Source organism: Streptomyces sp. NPDC038213 (assembly GCF_055600495.1).
This window is the reverse complement of sequence record NZ_JBVJYM010000002.1, coordinates 153,363-173,853: the sequence shown is the minus strand read 5'-3', so window position 1 is coordinate 173,853 and position 20,491 is coordinate 153,363. Positions and strand designations below refer to the sequence as shown.

17 protein-coding genes are annotated in these 20,491 nt (G+C 75.3%); 8 read left to right on the top strand and 9 right to left on the bottom strand.

The window, feature by feature from the left end; translation table 11 throughout:
- Positions 1 to 50: 50 nt before the first annotated feature.
- The 5 genes from ACZ7JZ_RS03475 to ACZ7JZ_RS03455 form a co-directional block, all read right to left on the bottom strand.
- Positions 51 to 1,250, bottom strand: coding sequence for an RNA polymerase sigma factor (locus ACZ7JZ_RS03475; RefSeq protein ID WP_470933374.1), 1,200 nt, complete (start codon positions 1,248 to 1,250; stop codon positions 51 to 53).
- Between the two features lie 253 nt (positions 1,251 to 1,503).
- Positions 1,504 to 3,414: a DNA primase gene (dnaG, locus tag ACZ7JZ_RS03470; RefSeq protein WP_470932720.1), complete on the bottom strand. Its 1,911-nt coding sequence runs from the start codon at positions 3,412 to 3,414 to the stop codon at positions 1,504 to 1,506.
- A 65-nt stretch (positions 3,415 to 3,479) separates the two neighbouring features.
- On the bottom strand, positions 3,480 to 4,742 hold the full coding sequence (locus ACZ7JZ_RS03465; protein WP_470932718.1) for an NAD(P)/FAD-dependent oxidoreductase: 1,263 nt from the start codon (positions 4,740 to 4,742) through the stop codon (positions 3,480 to 3,482).
- Between the two features lie 88 nt (positions 4,743 to 4,830).
- Positions 4,831 to 6,243, bottom strand: coding sequence for a deoxyguanosinetriphosphate triphosphohydrolase (locus tag ACZ7JZ_RS03460; protein ID WP_470932716.1), 1,413 nt, complete (start codon positions 6,241 to 6,243; stop codon positions 4,831 to 4,833).
- Positions 6,244 to 6,303: 60 nt separating this feature from the next.
- Complete coding sequence (locus ACZ7JZ_RS03455) at positions 6,304 to 7,128, bottom strand: sirohydrochlorin chelatase (protein WP_470932714.1); 825 nt, start codon at positions 7,126 to 7,128, stop codon at positions 6,304 to 6,306.
- Between the two features lie 850 nt (positions 7,129 to 7,978).
- Between ACZ7JZ_RS03455 and ACZ7JZ_RS03450 the strand changes: the two genes are divergently transcribed.
- The 3 genes from ACZ7JZ_RS03450 (at position 7,979) to ACZ7JZ_RS03440 (ending at position 11,828) form a co-directional block, all read left to right on the top strand.
- Complete coding sequence (locus tag ACZ7JZ_RS03450; RefSeq protein WP_470933372.1) at positions 7,979 to 8,644, top strand: SanA/YdcF family protein; 666 nt, start codon at positions 7,979 to 7,981, stop codon at positions 8,642 to 8,644.
- 107 nt (positions 8,645 to 8,751) lie between these two features.
- Positions 8,752 to 9,522 carry a glucose 1-dehydrogenase gene (locus ACZ7JZ_RS03445; RefSeq protein WP_470932712.1) on the top strand — a complete coding sequence of 257 codons (771 nt, stop codon included), beginning with the start codon at positions 8,752 to 8,754 and terminating at the stop codon, positions 9,520 to 9,522.
- 263 nt (positions 9,523 to 9,785) lie between these two features.
- Positions 9,786 to 11,828 (top strand): molybdopterin oxidoreductase family protein, encoded by a 2,043-nt coding sequence (locus tag ACZ7JZ_RS03440; RefSeq protein WP_470933370.1) that lies wholly within the window; start codon positions 9,786 to 9,788, stop codon positions 11,826 to 11,828.
- 41 nt (positions 11,829 to 11,869) lie between these two features.
- Here the strand turns inward: ACZ7JZ_RS03440 and ACZ7JZ_RS03435 are convergent, their stop codons facing one another.
- Together ACZ7JZ_RS03435 and cutA are read right to left on the bottom strand one after the other, a co-directional pair.
- Positions 11,870 to 12,274, bottom strand: a complete 405-nt coding sequence (locus ACZ7JZ_RS03435; RefSeq protein WP_470933368.1) for a gamma-glutamylcyclotransferase family protein — start codon at positions 12,272 to 12,274, stop codon at positions 11,870 to 11,872.
- Positions 12,275 to 12,420: 146 nt separating this feature from the next.
- On the bottom strand, positions 12,421 to 12,789 hold the full coding sequence (gene cutA, locus ACZ7JZ_RS03430) for a divalent-cation tolerance protein CutA (protein WP_470932710.1): 369 nt from the start codon (positions 12,787 to 12,789) through the stop codon (positions 12,421 to 12,423).
- A 519-nt stretch (positions 12,790 to 13,308) separates the two neighbouring features.
- On the opposite strand from cutA, the gene ACZ7JZ_RS03425 reads away from it, so the two are divergent.
- Together ACZ7JZ_RS03425 and ACZ7JZ_RS03420 are read left to right on the top strand one after the other, a co-directional pair.
- A complete protein-coding gene (locus tag ACZ7JZ_RS03425; protein ID WP_470932709.1) occupies positions 13,309 to 13,833 on the top strand; it encodes a hypothetical protein in 525 nt (174 codons plus the stop codon).
- Between the two features lie 158 nt (positions 13,834 to 13,991).
- Positions 13,992 to 14,753 carry a class F sortase gene (locus tag ACZ7JZ_RS03420; protein ID WP_470932707.1) on the top strand — a complete coding sequence of 254 codons (762 nt, stop codon included), beginning with the start codon at positions 13,992 to 13,994 and terminating at the stop codon, positions 14,751 to 14,753.
- 43 nt (positions 14,754 to 14,796) lie between these two features.
- On the opposite strand, the gene ACZ7JZ_RS03415 is transcribed toward ACZ7JZ_RS03420, so the two are convergent.
- Positions 14,797 to 15,576, bottom strand: a complete 780-nt coding sequence (locus ACZ7JZ_RS03415) for a sulfite exporter TauE/SafE family protein (RefSeq protein ID WP_470932705.1) — start codon at positions 15,574 to 15,576, stop codon at positions 14,797 to 14,799.
- 193 nt (positions 15,577 to 15,769) lie between these two features.
- Here ACZ7JZ_RS03415 and ACZ7JZ_RS03410 point away from each other — a divergent pair, with 193 nt between their 5' ends.
- From ACZ7JZ_RS03410 to nirD, 3 genes are read left to right on the top strand one after another with little or no spacing between them, the layout of a single operon-like run.
- The gene (locus ACZ7JZ_RS03410; RefSeq protein WP_470932703.1) at positions 15,770 to 17,107 is read left to right on the top strand and encodes an NAD(P)/FAD-dependent oxidoreductase; all 1,338 of its coding nucleotides are present in this window, start codon (positions 15,770 to 15,772) and stop codon (positions 17,105 to 17,107) included.
- 1 nt (position 17,108) lies between these two features.
- Positions 17,109 to 19,661 carry a nitrite reductase large subunit NirB gene (gene nirB / locus ACZ7JZ_RS03405; RefSeq protein WP_470932701.1) on the top strand — a complete coding sequence of 851 codons (2,553 nt, stop codon included), beginning with the start codon at positions 17,109 to 17,111 and terminating at the stop codon, positions 19,659 to 19,661.
- Positions 19,658 to 19,990, top strand: a complete 333-nt coding sequence (gene nirD, locus ACZ7JZ_RS03400) for a nitrite reductase small subunit NirD (protein WP_470932699.1) — start codon at positions 19,658 to 19,660, stop codon at positions 19,988 to 19,990. Before nirB ends, nirD begins: the two co-directional genes overlap by 4 nt.
- A 48-nt stretch (positions 19,991 to 20,038) precedes the next feature.
- Here the strand turns inward: nirD and ACZ7JZ_RS03395 are convergent, their stop codons facing one another.
- Positions 20,039 to 20,452, bottom strand: a complete 414-nt coding sequence (locus tag ACZ7JZ_RS03395) for a VOC family protein (protein WP_470932697.1) — start codon at positions 20,450 to 20,452, stop codon at positions 20,039 to 20,041.
- Between the last annotated feature and the right edge of the window lie 39 nt (positions 20,453 to 20,491).

Below are 20,491 nucleotides of genomic sequence, written 5' to 3'. Positions count from 1 at the left end.
GCGCCGGGGCCGCGCCGGGGGCCGCGCCGGGGCCGCGCCGGGTGCCGGGGTCAGTCGAGGTAGCCGCGGAGCTGGTCGGCGAAGGCGTGGTCGCGCAGCTTGTTGAGGGTCTTGGACTCGATCTGGCGGATCCGCTCGCGGGTGACGCCGAAGATCCGGCCGATCTCCTCCAGGGTGCGCGGCCTGCCGTCGGCGAGCCCGTAGCGCAGCTGGACCACCTTGCGCTCGCGCTCGCCGAGGGTGGAGAGCACGGCTTCGAGGTGCTCGCGCAGCAGGAAGAAGGCGGCGGACTCCACCGGGGAGGCGGCGTCGCCGTCCTCGATGAGGTCGCCGAGGGCGACGTCGTCCTCCTCGCCGACGGGGGCGTGGAGGGAGACGGGCTCCTGGGCGAGCCGGAGGACCTCGCTGACCCGCTCGGGGGTCAGTTCCAGGTGGACGGCGACCTCTTCGGCGGTGGGCTCGTACCCGCGCTCCTGGAGCATCCGGCGCTGGACGCGGACCACCCGGTTGATCAGCTCGACCACGTGCACGGGGACGCGGATGGTGCGGGCCTGGTCGGCGAGGGCGCGGGACATGGCCTGGCGGATCCACCAGGTGGCGTACGTGGAGAACTTGTAGCCGCGGGCGTAGTCGAACTTCTCGACGGCGCGGATCAGTCCGAGGTTGCCCTCCTGGACCAGGTCGAGCATGGTCAGGCCGCGGCCCACGTACCGCTTGGCCACGGAGACGACGAGCCGGAGGTTCGCCTCGATGAGGCGGCGTTTGGCCATGCGGCCCATGACGACGAGCTTGTCGAGGTCGAGGGCGAGGCGGGTGTCGAGGTCGCGGGCGGTGCCGAGCTTCTCCTCGGCGAACAGGCCGGCCTCGACCCGGCGGGCGAGTTCGACCTCCTCCTCCGCGGTCAGCAGGGGTATGCGGCCTATCTCGCGCAGGTACTGGCGGAACAGGTCGGAGGTGGGCCCGGCGGTATCGGCCCGGCGGCGCGGGGCGGGCACCCGGTCCAGCAGCCCGGCCCCGGCCTCCCCCTCGCCGTCCGCCTCGTCCTCCGCGGCGTCCTCCGCCGCTTCCCCTGCTGCGTCCTCCGGTGCTTCGTGCTCCGGTGCTTCGTGCTCCGCGGACTGCGCTGCGGCCGCCTCGGCGGACTCGCCCCCGGCCGCGGCCTCCGGCTCGGGGTCCGGGCCGGAGCCCGGTCCGCTGCCGGTCTCGGGGTACTCCTCCGCCCGGCTCCGGGCGGGCACGGCTTCGGTCAGGGTCTGGGTCTGCACGGGGGCGACCTCCAGGGCTCCGAGGACTCAGGCACCGCTCTTCAGTGTGGGGTACGACACATCGCTGCCACGAGGGGCGTGCGAGGACTTTCTGAGTCCGCTGTGTGACCGGATGGTTACCCACCGGACCGAAGCCCGATGCCGCTCGTACGCGTGTCCGACAAGATCGCGCCGTATCGAACGCGTACGGGGTCCACGGGACGGTCCGCCGCGCTCCGGCGGTGCCGTCCGACGGCGGTCAGAGGGCTTCCGCGCCCCGGTTGCGGAGGGACTGGCGGTACTGCTGGAGGACCCACAGCTCCTGCTGGAGGGCCGCGGCCTGTTCGGCGGAGGCGTGGCTGGCCATACGGGCCATGGCGCCCTGGACCTCCTGGAAGCGGCGGTCCACGGCGCGCAGGCGGACCTGGACCAGCTGGACGCCCGCGTAGGCCTCGTCCACGGTCTTGGCGCGGATGGCCTCGACGGCGAGCTCCGTGACGAGCTTGCGGACGGTGTCGTCGGGGGCCGTGTCGCGGACCCGGGCGAGGTAGTCCTCGCCGGCCGCGGTGACCCCGCCGGCCTCGGCGATGGCCTGGCGGACCGTCGCGTAGGGGGCGGCGGTGAACTCGTCGGCCCCGTAGGCGTCGAAGGTGGGGGCGACCAGGTCGGGGCGCTGGAGGGCCAGCTTGAGAAGCTCGCGCTCGGTGAGGTGGACCGGGTTGCGGAGGTTGAGGGCGGGGCCCGGGGCGTGGGCGGGGGCCTGCTGGGCGGGCGCGGGGCTCTGGTCGGGCCCGCCGCGGCGCTGCGGGCCCGCGGGGGCCTTGCCGCCGCGCTCGCGGGCCCAGCGGGCCTGCTGGGCGACCCGCTTGACCACGAACTGCTCGTCGAGGATGCCGAGCATCCCGGCGAGCTGGACCGCCGACTCGTGCTGGATGGCGATGTTCTTGATCTTGGCGACCACGGGGGCGGCCTCGTCCAGGGCGGCGGCGCGGCCGGCCGGGTTCTCCAGGTTGTGCCGGGACACGATGTGCCGCATCGCGAACTCGAAGAGGGGGGTGCGGGACTCCACCAGGTTCTGCACGGCCCCGTCGCCCTCGGCCAGGCGCAGTTCGCAGGGGTCCATGCCGCCGGGGGTGATCGCGATGGAGGTCTCGGCGGCGAACTTCTGGTCGTCCTCGAAGGCCCGCAGGGCGGCCTTCTGGCCGGCCACGTCCCCGTCGAAGGTGAAGATCACCTCGGCGGTGGCGTTGTCCATCAGGAGGCGGCGCAGGATCTTGATGTGGTCGCCGCCGAAGGCGGTGCCGCAGGTCGCGATGGCGTCCGTGACCCCCGCCAGGTGGCAGGCCATGACGTCGGTGTACCCCTCGACGACGACGGCCCGGCTGGTGCGGGCGATCTCCTTCTTGGCCAGGTCGATCCCGTAGAGGACCTGGGACTTCTTGTAGATCGCCGTCTCGGGGGTGTTCAGGTACTTGGGGCCGTTGTCGTCGTCGCGGAGCTTGCGGGCGCCGAAGCCGACGACCTCGCCGGTGATATCGCGGATGGGCCACATCAGGCGGCCGCGGAAGCGGTCGATGGGCTTTCCGCTGCGGCTGTCCTGGGCCAGGCCGGAGGTGATGAGCTCCTTGTCGGTGAAGCCCTTGCCGCGCAGGAAGCGCGTGAGGTGGTCCCAGCCGGCGGGGCTGTAGCCCACCTGGAAGTGGGCCGCGGCGGCCTGGTCGAACCCGCGCTCGGCGAGGAACCGGCGGCCGATCTCGGCCTCGGGCCCGTCCAGCTGGTCCACGTAGAACTGCGCGGCCGCCTTGTGGGCCTCGACCAGGCGGATCCGCTCGCCGCGGCCGCTGGTGCCGGCGGTGTACCCGCCCTCCTCGTACCGCAGGGTGATGCCGGCCTGGCCGGCCAGCCGCTCCACGGCCTCCGAGAAGGACAGGTGGTCGATCTTCATGATGAAGTCGAGGGTGTCCCCGCCCGCCTGGCAGCCGAAGCAGTGGTACAGCCCCTTGCTGGGGCTGACCTGGAAGGACGGGGACTTCTCGTCGTGGAAGGGGCACAGGCCCTTCAGGTTGCCGCCGCCGGCGTTGCGCAGCTGGAGGTACTCGGACACCACGGCGTCGATCGGGACCGCGTCCCGTACCGCCTTCACGTCGTCGTCATTGATCCTGCCAGCCACGCGTGAAGTCTACGGCCGTGCTCCGACAATCCTCCCGGGCGCCCCGCGCGGCCGGCCGTCCCCGCTCAGCCGGTGAGGGCGGCGAGGGGGACGGAGGGGTCGGCCAGCGCCTCCTGGTCCACGGGTGCGGCCGACCTGATCAGGGCCTGGATGCCGGAGGTGACGTCCCACACGTTCACGTTCATCCCCGCGAGGACGCGGCCCTCGGAGAGCCAGAAGGCGATGAACTCGCGCTTGGCCGCGTCGCCGCGGATCACCACCTGGTCGTAGCTGCCGGGCGGCGCGTACCCGGAGTACTCCATGCCGACGTCGTACTGGTCGGAGAAGAAGTACGGCACCCGGTCGTAGGACACGTGCCGGCCGAGCATGGCGAGGGCGGCGGCCGGGCCGCCGTTGAGGGCGTTGGCCCAGTGCTCGACGCGCAGCCGGGTGCCGAGCACCGGGTGGTGGGCGGCGGCCACGTCGCCGACGGCGAAGATGTCCGGGTCGGACGTGCACAGGGAGGCGTCGACGGCGATCCCGCCGCCGTGCTCGCGGTCGACGAGGGCGAGGCCCGCGGTCTCGGCGAGGGCCGTGCGGGGGGCCGCGCCGATGGCGGCGAGCACGGCGTGCGCCGGGTGCTCCTCGCCGTCGTCGGTGCGGGCGGCGAGGACCATGCCGTCCTGGCCGGTGATCTCGGTGAGCCGGGCGCCGAAGTGGAAGCGGACGCCGTGCTCGGCGTGCAGGTCGGCGAAGAGCCGGCCGAGCTCGGGGCCGAGGACCCCGTGCAGGGGGGTGGGCGCCGCTTCGACCACGGTGACCTCGGCCCCGTAGCCGCGGGCGGCGGCGGCCACCTCCAGGCCGATCCAGCCCGCACCGGCGATCAGCAGGTGCCCGTTGTCGCGGCCGAGGGAGGCCAGGACCCGGCGCAGCCGCTCGGCGTGGGCGAGGCGGCGCAGGTGGTGGACGCCCGCGAGGTCGGTGCCGGGGACGTCCAGGCGGCGCGGCTCGGCGCCGGTGGCCAGCAGGAGCCGGTCGTACGGGACCACGGTGCCGTCGCCCAGGAGGACGGTCTTGGCCTTGCGGTCGAGCTGTACGGCGGCCTGGCCGAGGTGCAGCTCGACGTCGGCGGCGGCGTACCAGGCCGGCTCGTGGACGAAGACGGAGTCGCGGCCCTTCTTCCCGGTGAGGAAGCCCTTGGACAGGGGCGGCCGTTCGTAGGGATGGTCGCGCTCGTCGCAGATCATGATCACCCGGCCGGTGAACCCCTCGGACCTGAGCGTCTCGGCTGCCTTTGCTCCGGCCAGTCCCCCGCCGACGATGACGAATGTCCGGTGTGCGTCGACCACCTGATGCCTCCTTATAACCTGTGGGCCATGTGCGACCACATGCGAGCGTCCCGCAACGAGCCTGCCGCGTGAAGGGGGAATGGCCCGATCACCTCACCCCCCGGCGCGTCGTGAGACGGGCGTGCAGGGAGAGGGCGGAGGCGTCGGTGAGGGAGGCGATCTGGTCGACGACGGCGCGTTTGCGGGCCCGGTCGTCCGGCGCGGCGTCGAACAGGGCCCTGAACTGGGGGTCCAGCCCCTCGGGCGCGCGGGTCAGGAGGGCCTCGGCGAGTTCGGCCAGGACGATGCGCTGTTCGGCGCGCTGCCGCTCCTGCTCCTCGCGCTGCATCGTGTAGAGGTCGGCCACGGCCTTGAGGACGGCGCATTCGTTGCGGGTGGCGCGCGGGACGACGAGTTCGGCGGCGTACCGGGTCAGCGGGCCGGGGCCGAAGGCCTCGCGGGTGGCGGTCTCGGCGGCGAGGCAGAACCGGCCGATGAGCTGGCTCGCTGCGTCCTTCAGACGGGCCTGGGCCACGGCGGAGCCGTCGTACCCGTGCGGCCACCACTCCTCCCCCATGAGGCGGTCGAGGGCCTCGCGCAGCTCCTCGGGGTCGGTGCCCGCGGGTACGTAGCGCCCGATGGCCACGCGCCAGATCTCGTCGCGCTCGGGGTCGGCGAAGAGGAGGTTGGGGTCGAGGTGCCCGGCGTGCAGGCCGTCCTCGAAGTCGTGGACGGAGTACGCGACGTCGTCGGACCAGTCCATGACCTGGGCCTCGAAGCACTTGCGGTCGGCGGGGGCGCCCTCGCGGAGCCAGGCGAAGACGGGCAGGTCGTCCTCGTAGGCGCCGAACTTCACCGAGGCGGGGTCGGTGGGGTGGCCGCCGCGGGGCCAGGGGTACTTGGTGGCGGCGTCCAGGCAGGCGCGGGTGAGGTTGAGGCCGACGCTGACGGGTCCGCCGGTCTCGGCGGAGTGCACGAACCGCTTGGGCTCGAGGCGGGTGAGCAGCCGCAGGGACTGGGCGTTGCCCTCGAAGCCGCCGCAGTCCTTCGCGAACTCGTTGAGGACCTCCTCGCCGTTGTGCCCGAAGGGCGGGTGGCCCATGTCGTGGGAGAGGCAGGCGGCTTCGACGAGGTCGGGATCGCAGCCGAGGGCGGCGCCGAGCTCGCGGCCGACCTGGGCGCACTCCAGGGAGTGGGTGAGGCGGGTGCGGGGGCTGGCGTCCCAGTCCTGGCTGCTGGTGCCGGGGGTGACGACCTGGGTCTTGCCGGCGAGGCGGCGGAGCGCGGCGGAGTGGAGCACGCGGGCGCGGTCGCGCTGGAAGGCGGTGCGGCCGGGGCGCTTGTCGGGTTCGGGGACCCAGCGGTCGGTGTCGGCGGGACCGTAGGTGGGGGGCGCGGGGGTGGGGGTGGCTGGGGTGGTGTGGGGGGTGGGGGTGACGCGTTGTGGGGCCGGTGGGGCGGGTGGGGCGGGGGTGGTGTGGGACGGGGACTCGTGGAGCGCTTCGCGTGCGGTGCCTTCCATGCCTCCGACGGTAACCGGACGGGTCGGGGGTCCGGGGGCGTATGCGCGCAGGCGCGGTGGTCAGGCGGAGGCGAGGAGGTGGGGGGCGGCGGGGGTGCGGGGGTGCCCGGCGGGGTGCGCGGCCCGGTTCGGGCGGGCGGCCAGGGCCCGGTCGTAGCGGTGCAGGACCAGCCGGGCGAGGGCGGGATGGGCGCCCAGCGGTGCGGCGGCGGCGCCGGGCAGGGCGGCGGCGCACTCGGTGGCGAACCGGCCGGGAGCGGTGAAGTACGAGGCCAGCGCGGTGCGGTGGTAGCCGCGGGCGGCGAGCGAGCGGAGGGCGGCGGGCACGGTGGGGACCGTCGCGGACACGGCCGAGGCGAAGGCGGGGACCACGGGGAGGCCGCCGAGCCGCTCGGAGAGCAGGAGGGCGGTGGCGCGGGCGTCGTCGGCGGAGTGCGGGTCGCGGGAGCCGGCACAGGCCAGGACGACGGCGGCGCCTGGACCGGGGCTCCAGCCGGTGTCGAGGAGCCGGTCGAGGAGGGCCTCGGCGAGGAGGGGGTGCGGGCCGAGGGGGGCGGCTGCGTGGATGCGGAGGGTGGGGGCGGGGGTGGGTGCCTGGGCTTGTGCCTGGGCTTGTGCCTGGGCGCGTGATTCGGCGCGGGCCGCGGCGCGGGGGAGGTCGTGCTTGACGTGGTGGCCGCGGCCGAGGAGGAGGGGGACGAGGACGGCCTCGGGGTCGGTGAGTCCTTCCAGGACGGGGTCGAGAAGGGGCTCGTTCAGCTCGATGTGGGCAAGCCGTACGTCCAGCTGCGGGCGCAGTTCGCGGACGAGCCCGAGCAGGGCGGACACGGTCCGCAGGGCGCGGGGGTCCCGGCTGCCGTGCGCTACGGCGACGAGGGTGGGCATCGGGGCTCCTTTCGGCGGGGCCGGGGCCCTGGCGGGGGCGGGGCGGGGGTGGCGGCCTGGCGGGGGCTGGGCGGGTGCCGGGGGCTGAGGTGTTGCGGGTCTCGTATGGCATTCCGGTCCGGAGGGGGATTCGGATGTCCGATCGTGCCGGGGGGAGGTTGCGGGGTCGTTGCGTGGGCGTGACGGGGGTTTTCGGGCGGCTCACGGAGGGGGCGGGGCGGGTGTCAGTGGCGGGGATGGGGGTGCGGGTGGGGGGGTCGGTGTGCGGGGCGGGGTGCGGTGGGTTCGGCCGCTGCGCGGGGCTTTCCCCTACCCGCCCCTTCCCGAAGCGGGGGCTCCGCCCCCACACCCCCGCGCCTCAAACGCCGGCGGGGCTGGATGTTGCTGCTGTCCGATTCCGGCTCGGGGAAATCAAGCCCGCGCGGCGATTGAGCGCACCAGGCGGGCAGCGCACGGGACGGGGTCCGGCGCCGAGCCCGGTTCATCCAGCCCGCGCGGCGATTGAGCGCACCGGGCGCGGAGCGCACGGAACGGGGTCCGGGGTGGAGCCCCGGTTTCGGGAAGGGGCGGGGTGGGGGACGGCCCCGCGCAGCGGGAGCAGGGGGGGGGCGCCCCGCGCGGCGGGAGCTGGGGTCGGGCACCGCGCGGCGGGTCGGGGGCAGGGGCCGCTCAGGCGGGTCGGGGGCAGGGGCCGCTCAGGTGGGTCGGGGGCGAGGGCAACCGTGGGGGGTGTGGGGGCGTCTTGTGAATCGTGAGTGGGGGGTGGTGGGCGGGCGCGGTGGCTCGGGGCCCCTCGGGTGGGGAGGTTCCGGTGGGGATTCGGGGACGGCGCAGGGCGGTCCAGGCCGTGATGGGACTGTGCGTACTGGCGCTGCTGCCCTCGGCCTGGACCCACGCGGTGGCGGAGGACCGGCTCCGGAGCACGGCGGACGCACCGGCGTCCGAGGTGGCGGTGGTGTTCGGCGCGGGTCTGTGGAAGGGCCGCCCGACCCCGTACCTCGCCCGCCGGCTCGATGCCGCCGCCGAGCTGTACCGGGACGGCCGGGTCAAGGTGGTGCTGGTGACGGGGGACAACAGCCGTACCGAGTACGACGAGCCCGATGCGATGCGCACGTACCTGACCGAGCACGGCGTCCCGGCGGACCGGGTGGTCAGCGACCACGCCGGCTTCGACACCTGGGACTCGTGCGTCCGGGCCAAGAAGATCTTCGGTGTGGACCGGGCCGTGCTGATCAGCCAGGGCTTCCACATCCGGCGGGCGGTCGCGCTGTGCCAGGCGGCGGGGGTGGACTCGTACGGGGTCGGGGTCACCGACGTGCACGACGCGACCTGGTACTACGGCGGGGCCCGCGAGGTGTTCGCCGCGGGCAAGGCGGCTCTGGACGCGGCCCTCGAACCGGATCCGCACTTCCTCGGGCAGCGGGAGGAGGGGGTCGCCCGGGCGCTGGCCGCCGCGGGGCGCCGGTCCGGGGAGGCCGAGGGCCAGCGGGCGCCGGGAGGGGCGCCGGGGCGCTGACACCGTCACCGGGGCTCTGGCAGACTGGCGCGGTGCGGCCATATGACTAATAGGCATACGGATCGCAGTGCCGTCCCTCCCGTCCCGTCTGCCCGATGAGGTGCCCCGTGGCTGTTGTGGATCTGACCGGCAAGGTCGTCGTCGTCACCGGCGGGGCCCGCGGCCTCGGTGCGGCGGCGGCGCGGGCCGTGGTGGAGGGCGGCGGCCGGGTCGTGGTCACGGACGTGCTGGCCGCCGAGGGGGCCGCCACCGCTGCCGCCCTCGGGGACCGCGCCCGCTTCGTGGAGCACGACGTCACCAGCGAGGCCCAGTGGCAGGCCGCCCTGGACTGCGCGCTGGCGGAGTTCGGCAGGCTGGACGGGCTGGTCAACAACGCCGGGATCGCCTCGGCCTCGCCGCTGGAGCACGAGAGCACCGAGTACTTCCGGCGGGTCCTGGAGGTCAACCTCCTCGGCGTGTTCATCGGCATCAAGACGGCCGTACCGCTGATGCGCGCGGGCGGGGGCGGCTCGATCGTGAACGTCTCCTCGGCCGCGGGCCTCACCGGTCTGGCGCTGACCTCCGGGTACGGGGCCTCCAAGTGGGGAGTGCGCGGGCTGTCGAAGATCGGGGCGGTGGAGCTGGCCGAGTCCCGGATCCGCGTGAACTCCGTCCACCCCGGCATGACCCTCACCCCCATGACCGAGCCGGTCGGGATCAGAACCGGCGAGGGCAACTACCCCGGGGCCCCGATGGGCCGGGTCGGCGTACCCGAGGAGATCGCGGCCGCCGTAGCCTTCCTGCTCTCGGACGCCTCGGGCTACATGACGGGCGCCGAGCTGGCCGTGGACGGCGGCTGGACCGCCGGGAAGACGATCGCGCAGCTCACAGGGCAGTAGGGCACGTCACAGGGCAGTAGGGGTACGGGGAAGGCGGGGGGCGGCCCGCCGGCCCGGGCTCACCGGGGCGGGTGCGGGGCGCTGAGGGAGGTGTGCGGGGTTCGTAACGCGGTGCGGCGGCCCGTGTAACACCCGCCGCCCACGCTGGCGCCATGCTCCCCGAAGACCGCGCCGCCCGCCCCGCCGCCTCCACCGCCGACGGCCCCGGCAGCGTCACCGGCCGCACCCCGACCCACTGCCCGTACTGCGCCCTGCAGTGCGGCATGGACGTGCTGCCCGGGCCCGGCCCGGACGGCGGCCCGGACGGCGGCGTGACGGTCGGCGAGCGGGTGGACTTCCCGGTCAACCGGGGGGCGCTGTGCGGCAAGGGCCGGACGGCGCCCGCGCTGCTCTCCTCGCGGGTGCGGCTGACCCGGCCCCTGGTCCGCGACCGGGCCACGGGGCGGCTGGAGCCGGCCGGCTGGGAGGAGGCCCTCGACGCCGTCGCCGCGGGCCTGGCCCGTACCCGCGCCGCACACGGAGCGGACGCGGTCGGGGTGTTCGGCGGGGGCGGGCTCACCAACGAGAAGGCGTACACCCTCGGGAAGTTCGCCCGGATCGCGCTGGGCACCTCGCAGATCGACTACAACGGCCGCTTCTGCATGTCCTCCGCGGCCGCCGCCCACCAGCGGGCCTTCGGGCTCGACCGCGGGCTGCCCTTCCCCCTGGAGGACATCCCCAGGACCGGCTGCGTGGTCCTCGTCGGCTCGAACCTCGCCGAGACCATGCCGCCGGCCCTGCGCTACCTCACCGAGCTCAGGGAGAACGGCGGCACCCTGATCGTCGTCGACCCGCGCCGCACCCGCACCGCCGAGCAGGCCGACCTGCACCTCGCCCCCCGCCCCGGTACGGACCTCGCCCTCGCCCTGGGCCTGCTGCACCTGGTGGTGGCCGAGGGCCGCACGGACGAGGAGTTCATCGCGGCCCGTACGGCCGGCTGGGAGGAGGCGCGGGCCTCGGCGATGGCGCACTGGCCCGAGCTCGTGGAGCGGCTCACCGGCGTGCCGGTGCCCAGCCTCCGCGAGGCGGTACGGATGTTCTGCGCGCCGGAGTCGGCGATGGTGCTCACCGCCCGCGGCCCCGAGCAGCAGTCCAAGGGCACCGACACGGTCGGCGCGTGGATCAACCTGTGCCTGGCCACCGGCCGGGCGGGCCGCCCGCTGTCCGGGTACGGCTGCCTCACCGGCCAGGGCAACGGGCAGGGCGGCCGCGAGCACGGCCAGAAGGCCGACCAGCTGCCCGGCTACCGCAAGCTCACCGACCCGGCGGCGCGCGCGCACGTAGCCGCCGTGTGGGGTGTGGACCCCGACAGCCTGCCCGGGCCGGGGCGCAGCGCGTACGAGCTCCTCGACGCCCTCGGCGGGGAGGTCAGGTCCCTGCTGCTGATGGGCTCGAACCCGGTGGTGTCGGCCCCGCGGGCCGCGCACGTCGAGGAGCGGCTGCGCTCGCTGGACTTCCTCGCGGTCGCGGACGTGGTGCTGTCGGAGACGGCGGCGCTCGCGGACGTGGTGCTGCCGGTGGCCCAGTGGGCCGAGGAGACCGGCACCACGACGAACCTGGAGGGCCGGGTGCTGCTGCGCCGGCAGGCCCTCACTCCCCCGCCGGGGGTCCGCAGCGATCTGGAGGTGCTGCACGGGCTCGCCGGCCGGCTGGGGGTGGAGAACGCCGACAAGCGCTTCCCCACCGACCCGGAGGAGGTCTTCGAGGAGCTGCGCCGGGCCTCGGCGGGCGGGCCCGCGGACTACTCGGGGATCGACTACCGGCGGATCGCCGCGGAGGACGGGGTCTTCTGGCCCTGCCCCGAGGGCAGCGCGGGCACGCCCCGGCTCTTCCTGGACCGGTTCGCGACGGAGGACGGGCGGGCCCGGTTCGTGCCGGTGGCCCACCGGGACGCGGCCGAGGTGCCGGACGCCGAGTACCCGCTGATCCTGACCACGGGCCGGGTCGTGGCCCAGTACCAGTCCGGGGCGCAGACCCGGCGGGTGGCGGAGCTGAACGCCGCCGCGCCGGAGCCCTTCGTGGAGCTGCACCCGCGGCTGGCCGAGCGGATCGGGGCCGTGGACGGGGCGCCGGTCGCGGTGGTCTCGCGGCGGGGCCGGGCCGTGGCCCCGGCCCGGATCACGGACGCGATCCGGGCCGACACGGTGTTCATGCCCTTCCACTGGCCGGGCGAGGGCCGGGCCAACTCCCTGACGAACCCGGCGCTCGACCCGGTCTCGCGGATGCCGGAGTTCAAGGTGTGCGCGGTGCGGGTGCAGCCGGTCTGACCCCGGGTACGGCTGCCGGTACCCGGCTGACCGGCCGGCGCTCAGCGGCGGAGCCAGTCGCCGGTGGGGATCGGGGTGCCGGTGCGGGCCAGGCGGGCGGCCAGCGGGGCGGCGGCGAGGTAGACCCAGGCCCGCACGGGGGTGCCGTCGGCGAGGAGGACCTCGCGGGCCACCCGGTCGTACAGGTTCCGCGGGTGGCCGGGGCCGAAGCACTCCTCCAGCCCGTCGAGCGCGGTCACGAGCCCGGCGTACCGGCCGGGCGCCGCGGTGACCAGTTCCCCGGTGACGGAACCGGCGTCCGCGGCGACGGCGTAGGGGTAGCCGGGCCCGTCGTACAGGGCGGCGCCGGGCAGCCGCGCGGGCACCTCGGCGGCGGTGCGCCCGCGCAGGAACAGGCCGTGGTTGACCTCGCCGGGACGCAGGGTGCCGTAGACGAAGAACGGCAGCTCGGCGGGGGGAGGGGGGCTGGCGGGGGCGGATGCCGGTACGGGCGCGGGCGCGGGTACGGGCCGGGACGCCGGTGCCGGTACGGGTACGCACGCCGGTACGGGCTGCGGTGCCGGTGCCGGTGCCGGATCGGGCGCGGGCGCGGTCACCGGCTCGCCTCCGCCGCCACCCACTCCAGGTACGCGGCGCTGCCCCGGACCACCTCGGTGGCGATGACCTCGGGGGTGTCGTACGGGTGCTCGGACAGCAGCCAGGCCTCCAGGCGCCCGTACGCCTCAGCGGTGGTCTTGAACGCCACCTGCCACTCCTCGGCGGTCTCGACCGCGCCCTGCCAGCGGTACACCGAGGTGACCGGGCCCCCGACCTGGGCGCAGGCGGCGAGCCGGGCGGCGACCGCTCCGCGGGCCAGGGCGCGGGCCGCGTCCGCGGAATCGACGGTGGTCAGGACCGCCAGGACCTGCGCGGCGGGCGCCGGGCCGACGGCTGCCGGTTCCGGCCGTTCGACCGATGCCACGGGTTCCTCCCTCGGGTACGACGGGAGGTCCGGCCCTGCCGGAAGTCCCGATTCACGTGTGCCGGGGCATCGTATGCGCCGCCGTTGCACGACCTCCCGGCGACCGTGACGGAGCCCGGCCTACGGTCGGTCGCCGCAGGGGCCCGCAGCGGTTCCTGACGGGTGCTCCGGAGCGCGGCCAGGGCACGGGGCCGGGCCTGACCACCGCCTTGGGCCAGGCCCAGGTCATCGGCGCCCGCGTGGACCCGTCGAACCCGCCGGGGGGCGGGGCCCGGGCGCCGTCACCCTGCCCGCGGCGCCGAGGGCGCGTGACCCGTCACCCGGACGGTGCGGGCGTGCCCCGGATGGCCGCGGTACCGCCCGGCAGGGCTCTGACGAGCGCAGATGCGGGGGCCCGGGGCCCGCGCGCAGCCCGTCCGGAGTAGCGTCAGAGCAGACCTGACGGTACGTCAGCAGGCGTGCGGGCCGCGCGGGGACTTACCTCGGAGACACGAGCCCCGCGTATCCCGAGGAGCGACCATGCGCCGCCGTACCGCGCCCCTGCCGACGGGCACCCTGCTGACCGCAGCCCTGCTCGGTCCGGCCGCCGCCCTCGCCGCTGCCGCCCTCGCCTCAGCCGCGGAGTTCGGGCACCTGGAGGTCTCCCCGCGGTCCGCCGCACCCGGCACCACCGTCACCGTGAACACCACGGCGTGCGGCCCGGGCGGCTCCGCGGAGGGGGACGCGAGCACCGTGGGCGGCGGTCGCTTCAAGCTGGCCCCGGGCACGCACAAGGAGGACGTCGTGGGCCGCTTCACCGTGGCCGGGGACACCCGGCCCGGGACCTACGGCATCGGGGTCACCTGCGCGAACGGCAAGTTCGCCACCGGCGACCTGACCGTCACCGAGCGCGGCCCGCGGGGCCACGTGCAGACCGGCGCGGGCGGTGGGACCGAGGAGTCCGCCGACCCCGTCACGATCGCGGCGGGAGCGGCCCTGCTGGCCGCTTCGGCCGTAGGCGGTACCTGGGTCCTGCGCCGCCGGGCGAGCGGCGCGCAGGGCTGACGGACACCTCCGAGGTCCGCAGGCACCGCCCCCGTCGCCCGCCCCCGAGGTCCCCCCGCTCGTGCGGGCGGGCGACGGCACATCCGCAGCACCCGGCGGCACCGCCGGCACCACCCGACGGCACGTCCGCACCATCCACCCGTCCCAGGGGGCCTCCCATGTCCGGCACCTCCGGAACCTCCGGCCCGCGCGGCGGCAACCGCAACGCCCGCCACGGCGGGCTCGCCGCCCTCGCCGCGTGTACGGGCATCTGGCTGATCGGCGTGGGCGCCGGGGCCCGCGAGGAGCCCCCGCAGCCCCCGGTCACCGAAGCCCTCGCGGCCGGCCCCGCACGCACCGCCGAACCCGGTACCGGTACCCCGTCCGACCCCGCAGCCGCCGGCCCCGCGGCCCCCGGCCGCACCGGCCCCGCGCGCCCGGCCCCGCACCCGCCGGCCGCTCCCCCGCTGGAGCCCGCCGCCCCCGAGCGGATCCGGATCCCCGCGATCCGGGTGGACGCCCCGCTGGCCGGACTCGGGCTCCAGCCCGACGGGCGCCTGGAGGTACCGCCCCCGGAGCAGCCCGGACTGGCCGGCTGGTACCGGGACGGCACCCCGCCCGGGGCCGCCGGGACCTCGATCGTCGCGGGCCACGTGGACCACGCCCGCGGACCGGCCGTCTTCTACGAACTGGGCGCGCTGCGCCGCGGGCACACCGTCGAGGTGCTGCGCCGGGACGGCCGTACCGCCGTGTTCACCGTGTACGCGGTGGAGGTCTACGAGGCCCGGGACTTCCCGGACCGGAAGGTGTACGGGCCCTCGGACGGCGCCGAGCTGCGGGTGATCACGTGCGGCGGCGGACGGACGGACGCCGCGGCGGGGACGGGTTCGGCGTACCGCGGGAACGTGGTCGTCTTCGCCCGGCTGACCGGCTCCCGGTGAGCCGGAGCAGGCGCTGCCGCCCCCGCCCGCCCCACGGCCCCCGTCAGCCCCACTGGTCGAAGCCGAGCTTGACCACGAGCACGCCGACCACCGCCAGCAGCACCCCGCGGACGAAGCCGGTGCCCTTCTTCAGCGCCGTACGCGCCCCGAGCATCCCGCCCGCCAGGTTGAACAGGGCGAGCAGCCCGGCCAGCTGCCACAGCACCTGGCCCTGCCAGGCGAACATCGCGAGCGCGCCCGCGTTGGTGCAGACGTTGACGATCTTGGCGGTGCCGGAGGCGGTCACCAGGTCGAGGTGGAGCAGCGCCGTCAGGGAGAGCACCAGGAAGGTGCCCGTACCCGGTCCGATCATGCCGTCGTAGAAGCCGATGCCCACACCGGCGAGGAGGATCGCGGCGATCTGCCGGCGGCGGGACGCGGGGCCCGCGGCCGCGGCGGTGCCGAAGGCGGGCCGCAGGATCACGAAGGCGGCCACCGCCACCAGTACCACCATGATCAGCGGCCGCAGCGCGTCCCGGCTGAGCAGTCCGGCGCAGGCGGCCCCGGCCGTGGAGCCGCCCAGGGCGGCGAGCCCGACGCGGACGGCGGTGCGCACGTCCACCGGGGCCCGGCGCACGTACGTGACCGCGGCTCCCGTGGTGCCGACGATGGCCACGGCCTTGTTCGTACCGAGGGCGTGCTGCGGGGAGACCCCCGCGGGCAGGCCCACCAGCAGGGCGGGCAGCAGGATCAGCCCGCCGCCCCCGACCACGGCGTCCACCCAGCCCGCGGCGGCCGCGGCCAGGCACAGCACGAGCAGCATCGTCAGCGATATGTCAGGCACGCCCGCGACCCTACGGAGTAGTTAGGTGCAGAATCCATCGATCATCGAAAACTTGCGCGGGACTTGAGGTTCCGCCCACCGGGGCTCCGGCGCCGCGGGCTCACAGCCCGGCCCCTCCCCGGTGAGGTCAGCGTTCCGTACGGGTAACAGGGGGGTTCCCCCCGGGAAACAGCCCGGCCGCAGGCTCACCGGTATGACCCCGCAACCGCGCGTGGTGGTGATCGGCGCCGGCCTGGCCGGACTGCGGCTCGCCCAGCGCCTCGGCCCCGCCGCCTCCGTGACCGTGCTCGGCGAGGAGCAGCACGTCCCCTACAACCGCGTGCTCCTCGCCGAGGTGCTCGCGGGCCGCTACGGGCCCGAGGTGACCGCGCTCCCGGCGGCCGGCCCGGCGCTGCGGCGCGGGGTCCGGGCGGTCCGCATCGACCGCGCGGACCGGGCCGTGCACTGTGACGACGGAGCGGTCCTGCCGTACGACTCCCTGGTGCTCGCCACCGGCTCGAACCCGGTGCTGCCCCCGCTGCGCGGGCTGTTCGAGCCCCCGGCGGGCCGCGGCGGGCCCGGTTCCGGCGCCGGGCGCGAGCTGCCGGAGGGCGTGCACCCCTTCCGCACCATGACCGACTGCCTGGCCCTGTCGGAGGCCGTCCGGCCCGGGCTGCGCGCCGTGGTCATCGGCGGCGGGCTGCTCGGGGTCTCGGCCGCGCGGGCCCTCGCCGAGCGGGGGGCCCAGGTGGTCCTGGCCCAGCAGGGCGACCGGCTGATGGAGCGCCAGCTCGACGAGGAGGCCTCCGCCCTGCTGCGCGGGCACATCGGCGCGCTGGGCGTGGAGGTGCACACCGAGTGCCGCGTGCGCGGCCTGACCACGGCGGGCGGGCCCGGCCCGCGCCGGGTGACCGGGGCCGAGCTCGCCAACGGGCTGCGCCTGGACGCCGAGCTGGTCGTGCTCGCCTGCGGGGTGCGGCCCCGCACCGGACTGGCGCGGGCCGCCGGGCTGGCCGTCCGCGAGGGGATCCTCGTGGACGACGAGCTGCGCACCAGCGATCCGCACGTGCACGCCGTCGGGGACTGCGCCGAGCACCGCGGCCGGGTCTACGGGCTGGCGGGCCCCGCCCTGGAGCAGGCCGACGCCCTCGCCGCCGTGCTGGCGGGAGGCGCGCCGGACCCGGCAGCGCCCGCAGACAGTGCAGACCGTGCAGACCGCGCCGGTACCCGCCCCTCCCCCGGCGGTCCCCGCTACAGCGGCACCCGCGCCCTGACCCGCCTCACCCTGGTCGCGGGCGAGCGCCCCCTGGACCTGGCCGCCTTCGGCGAGACCGTCCCGCGCCCCGGCGACGACGTCCTGCGCCTGGCCGACGCCACCCGCAGCACCTACCGCAAGGTCGTCCTGCGCGGCGACCGGCTGGTCGGCGGGGTGCTGCTGGGCGAGCTCTCCTCGGTGGGCGCCCTCGCCCGCACCTGGGAGGACGACGAACCGCTTCCGGATTCCCCCCGGAATCCGCTGCTCCACCTGCTCACCGACGACGGAGGCTCCTGACATGACCCACCCCCGAACGATCGTGCTCATCGGGCACGGCATGGTCGGTCAGCGCTACCTCGAAGCGCTCGCCGAACGCGGAGTCACGGGGCGGACCCACCGCATCGTCGTCCTGTGCGAGGAGCCCCGGCCCGCCTACGACCGGGTGCACCTGACCTCATACTTCTCCGGCAGCACCGCCGAGGACCTGTCCCTGACCCCGGCCGGGTTCATGGCCGAGCACGGGATCGAGCTGCACCTCGGCGACCCCGCCGAGTCCGTGGACCGGCAGGCCCGTACCGTCACCGCCCGCTCCGGCGCGGTCTTCGCGTACGACCGGCTGGTGCTCGCCACCGGCTCGTACCCCTTCGTCCCGCCGGTGCCCGGGAAGGACGCCCCCGGCTGCTTCGTCTACCGCACGATCGAGGACCTCCTCGCGATCGAGGAGTACGCGCAGGGCCGCTCCCAGGGGGCCGTGGTCGGCGGCGGGCTGCTCGGGCTGGAGGCCGCCGGCGCCCTCCAGGGTCTGGGCCTGGGCACCCGGATCGTGGAGTTCGCGCCCCGCCTGATGCCCGTACAGGTCGACGAGGGCGGCGGCGCGGCCCTGCTGCGGACCGTGGAGGGCATGGGGCTGACCGTGCACACCGGGGTCGGCACCCAGGAGATCGTCACCGGGCCCGACGGCTCCGTCGCCGGGATGAAGCTGTCCGACGGCTCCACCGTCGACACCGAGCTCGTCGTCTTCTCCGCCGGGGTCCGCCCCCGCGACCAGCTGGCCCGGGACTGCGGTCTGGCGGTCGGCGAGCGCGGCGGCATCACCGTGGACGGGCACTGCCTGACCTCCGACCCGCACGTCTACGCCATCGGCGAATGCGCCCTCGCCTCCGACGGCCGCGTGTACGGGCTCGTCGCCCCCGGCTATGAGATGGCCCAGACCGCCGCGGACCACCTGGCGGGCGGGCTGGAGCAGCGCCGCTTCACCGGCGCCGACCTGTCCACCAAGCTCAAGCTGCTCGGCGTGGACGTGGCCTCCTTCGGAGACGCCCACGGCGCCGCCGAGGGCTGCCTCGACGTGGTGTACTCCGACTCCCGCTCCGGGGTCTACAAGAAGCTGGTCGTCGCCGCCGACGGCACCCTCCTCGGCGGGGTCCTGGTCGGCGACGCCGACTCCTACGGGCTGCTGCGCCCGCTCACCGGCTCGGTGCCGCCCGTGGCCCCCGAGCAGCTGGTGCTGCCCGCCGGGACCGGCGCCCCCGCCGCCCTCGGCCCGGCCTCCCTGCCGGACGAGGCCGTCATCTGCTCCTGCCACAACGTCACCAAGAAGGCCGTCGCCGCCTGCACCTCCCTGCCCGAGGTCAAGAAGTGCACGAAGGCGGGCACCGGCTGCGGCTCCTGCATCAAGGTGATCGGCCAGCTGCTCCCGGCAGCCGGGGACAAGGGGCTGTGCGGCTGCTTCCCGCACACCCGCGCCGAGCTGTACGAGATCGTCCGCACCCTGCGCGTCACCTCCTTCGCCGGGCTGCTCGACAGCCACGGGCGGGCAGCGGCGCGCGGCGGGGACGGCTGCGAGGTCTGCAAGCCTGCCGTGGGCTCGATCATCGCCTCGCTGGCCCCGACCATCGGCGCCGAGGGCTACGTCCTCGCGGGCGAGCAGGGCGCCCTCCAGGACACCAACGACCACTTCCTCGCGAACATGCAGCGCAACGGCTCGTACTCGGTGGTGCCGCGGATCCCCGGCGGGGAGATCACCCCCGAGAAGCTGATCGTCATCGGCGAGGTGGCCCGGGACTTCGGGCTGTACACGAAGATCACGGGCGGGCAGCGGATCGACCTGTTCGGGGCCGCCGTGGACCAGCTCCCGCAGATCTGGGCCCGGCTCGTCGGCGCCGGCTTCGAGTCCGGGCACGCGTACGGCAAGGCCCTGCGGACCGTGAAGTCCTGCGTGGGGCAGACCTGGTGCCGGTACGGGGTCCAGGACAGCGTCCGGATGGCCATCGAGCTGGAGCTGCGCTACCGGGGCCTGCGCGCCCCGCACAAGCTGAAGTCGGCGGTCTCCGGCTGCGCCCGCGAGTGCGCGGAGGCGCAGAGCAAGGACTTCGGGGTGATCGCCACCGCCAACGGGTGGAACCTGTACGTCGGCGGGAACGGCGGCGCGACCCCGCGCCACGCCGACCTGCTCGCCCAGGACCTCACGGACGACGAGCTGGTCCGGCTCATCGACCGGTTCCTCATGTTCTACATCCGCACCGCCGACCGGCTGGAGCGGACCTCGACCTGGCTGGAGCGGCTGGAGGGCGGCCTCGGCCACCTGCGCGACGTGGTCGTGAACGACTCGCTCGGGCTGTGCGGGGAGCTGGAGGCGCTGATGGCCGACCACGTCGCGCACTACCGCGACGAATGGGCGGAGACCCTCCGCGACCCGGACCGGCTGCGCCGCTTCGTGTCCTTCGTCAACGCCCCCGGCGCGCCCGACCCCTCCGTGCGCTTCGTCCCCGAGCGGGACCAGGTCAAGCCGGACCTGACCGTGCTGACCCCGGGCCCGCGCCGCTCCCTGGAAGGAAGCTCCGCCCGATGACCATCGAACTGTGCCTCGAAGACGACTGGCTGACGGTCTGCGAGCTGACCGCCGTCACCCCCGGCCGGGGCGTGGCGGCGCTGCTGCCCGACGGCAGCCAGGCGGCGGTCTTCGTGGACCGCGCGGGACGCCCGTACGCCATCGGGAACCAGGACCCCTTCACCGGGGCGCAGGTGCTCTCCCGCGGCCTCCTCGGCTCGGCCTCCGGCCGCCCCTTCGTCGCCTCCCCGCTCCTCAAGCAGCGCTTCGACCTGGAGTCGGGCCGGTGCCTGGACGACGAGGACGTGGCGGTGCCGGTCTACCGGGTGCGCACGGCCCCGACCGGGTGACGGGGGCCCGGCCGGGCCGCCTTCCCCGGCCGGGCGCCGGCCGCCGGTTCAGCCCTGGGCCGCGGCGGCCTCCACGTCCATCCAGACGACCTCCCACTGGTGCCCGTCCAGGTCGTCGAAGGAGCGGGCGTACATGAAGCCGTAGTCGTCGGCCGGGCGGGTCTGGGTGGCGCCCGCGGCGAGGGCCGCGTCGGCCAGGCGGTCGACGCCCTCGCGGTCGTCCGCACTCAGGGCGATGATCGCCTCGGTGGTGCGGGTGGCGTCCGCGATGTCCTTCTTGGTGAAGTCCCGGAACTTGGGCTCGGTCAGAAGCATCGCGAAGATCGTGTCACTGATGACCATGCAGGCGGCCGTCTCGTCGGTGAACTGGGGGTTGAAGGAGTAGCCCACCTTGCCCCAGAAGGCCTTGCTCGCCTCCAGGTCCTTGACCGGCAGGTTCACGAAGATCATGGTGGCGGACATGGCGTCTCTTCTCTCTCGGTGCGTGCCCGGCCTTGCCGG

Coding starts and splice junctions, on each gene's coding strand:
- ACZ7JZ_RS03450 (WP_470933372.1), top strand. CDS start 7,979: ATGGGACTGTGCGTACTGGCGCTGCTGCCCTCGGCCTGGACCCACGCG.
- nirB (WP_470932701.1), top strand. CDS start 17,109: ATGACCCACCCCCGAACGATCGTGCTCATCGGGCACGGCATGGTCGGT.
- ACZ7JZ_RS03395 (WP_470932697.1), bottom strand. CDS start 20,452: ATGTCCGCCACCATGATCTTCGTGAACCTGCCGGTCAAGGACCTGGAG.
- ACZ7JZ_RS03455 (WP_470932714.1), bottom strand. CDS start 7,128: ATGCCCACCCTCGTCGCCGTAGCGCACGGCAGCCGGGACCCCCGCGCC.
- nirD (WP_470932699.1), top strand. CDS start 19,658: ATGACCATCGAACTGTGCCTCGAAGACGACTGGCTGACGGTCTGCGAG.
- ACZ7JZ_RS03440 (WP_470933370.1), top strand. CDS start 9,786: ATGGACGTGCTGCCCGGGCCCGGCCCGGACGGCGGCCCGGACGGCGGC.
- ACZ7JZ_RS03420 (WP_470932707.1), top strand. CDS start 13,992: ATGTCCGGCACCTCCGGAACCTCCGGCCCGCGCGGCGGCAACCGCAAC.
- ACZ7JZ_RS03425 (WP_470932709.1), top strand. CDS start 13,309: ATGCGCCGCCGTACCGCGCCCCTGCCGACGGGCACCCTGCTGACCGCA.
- ACZ7JZ_RS03410 (WP_470932703.1), top strand. CDS start 15,770: ATGACCCCGCAACCGCGCGTGGTGGTGATCGGCGCCGGCCTGGCCGGA.
- ACZ7JZ_RS03460 (WP_470932716.1), bottom strand. CDS start 6,243: ATGGAAGGCACCGCACGCGAAGCGCTCCACGAGTCCCCGTCCCACACC.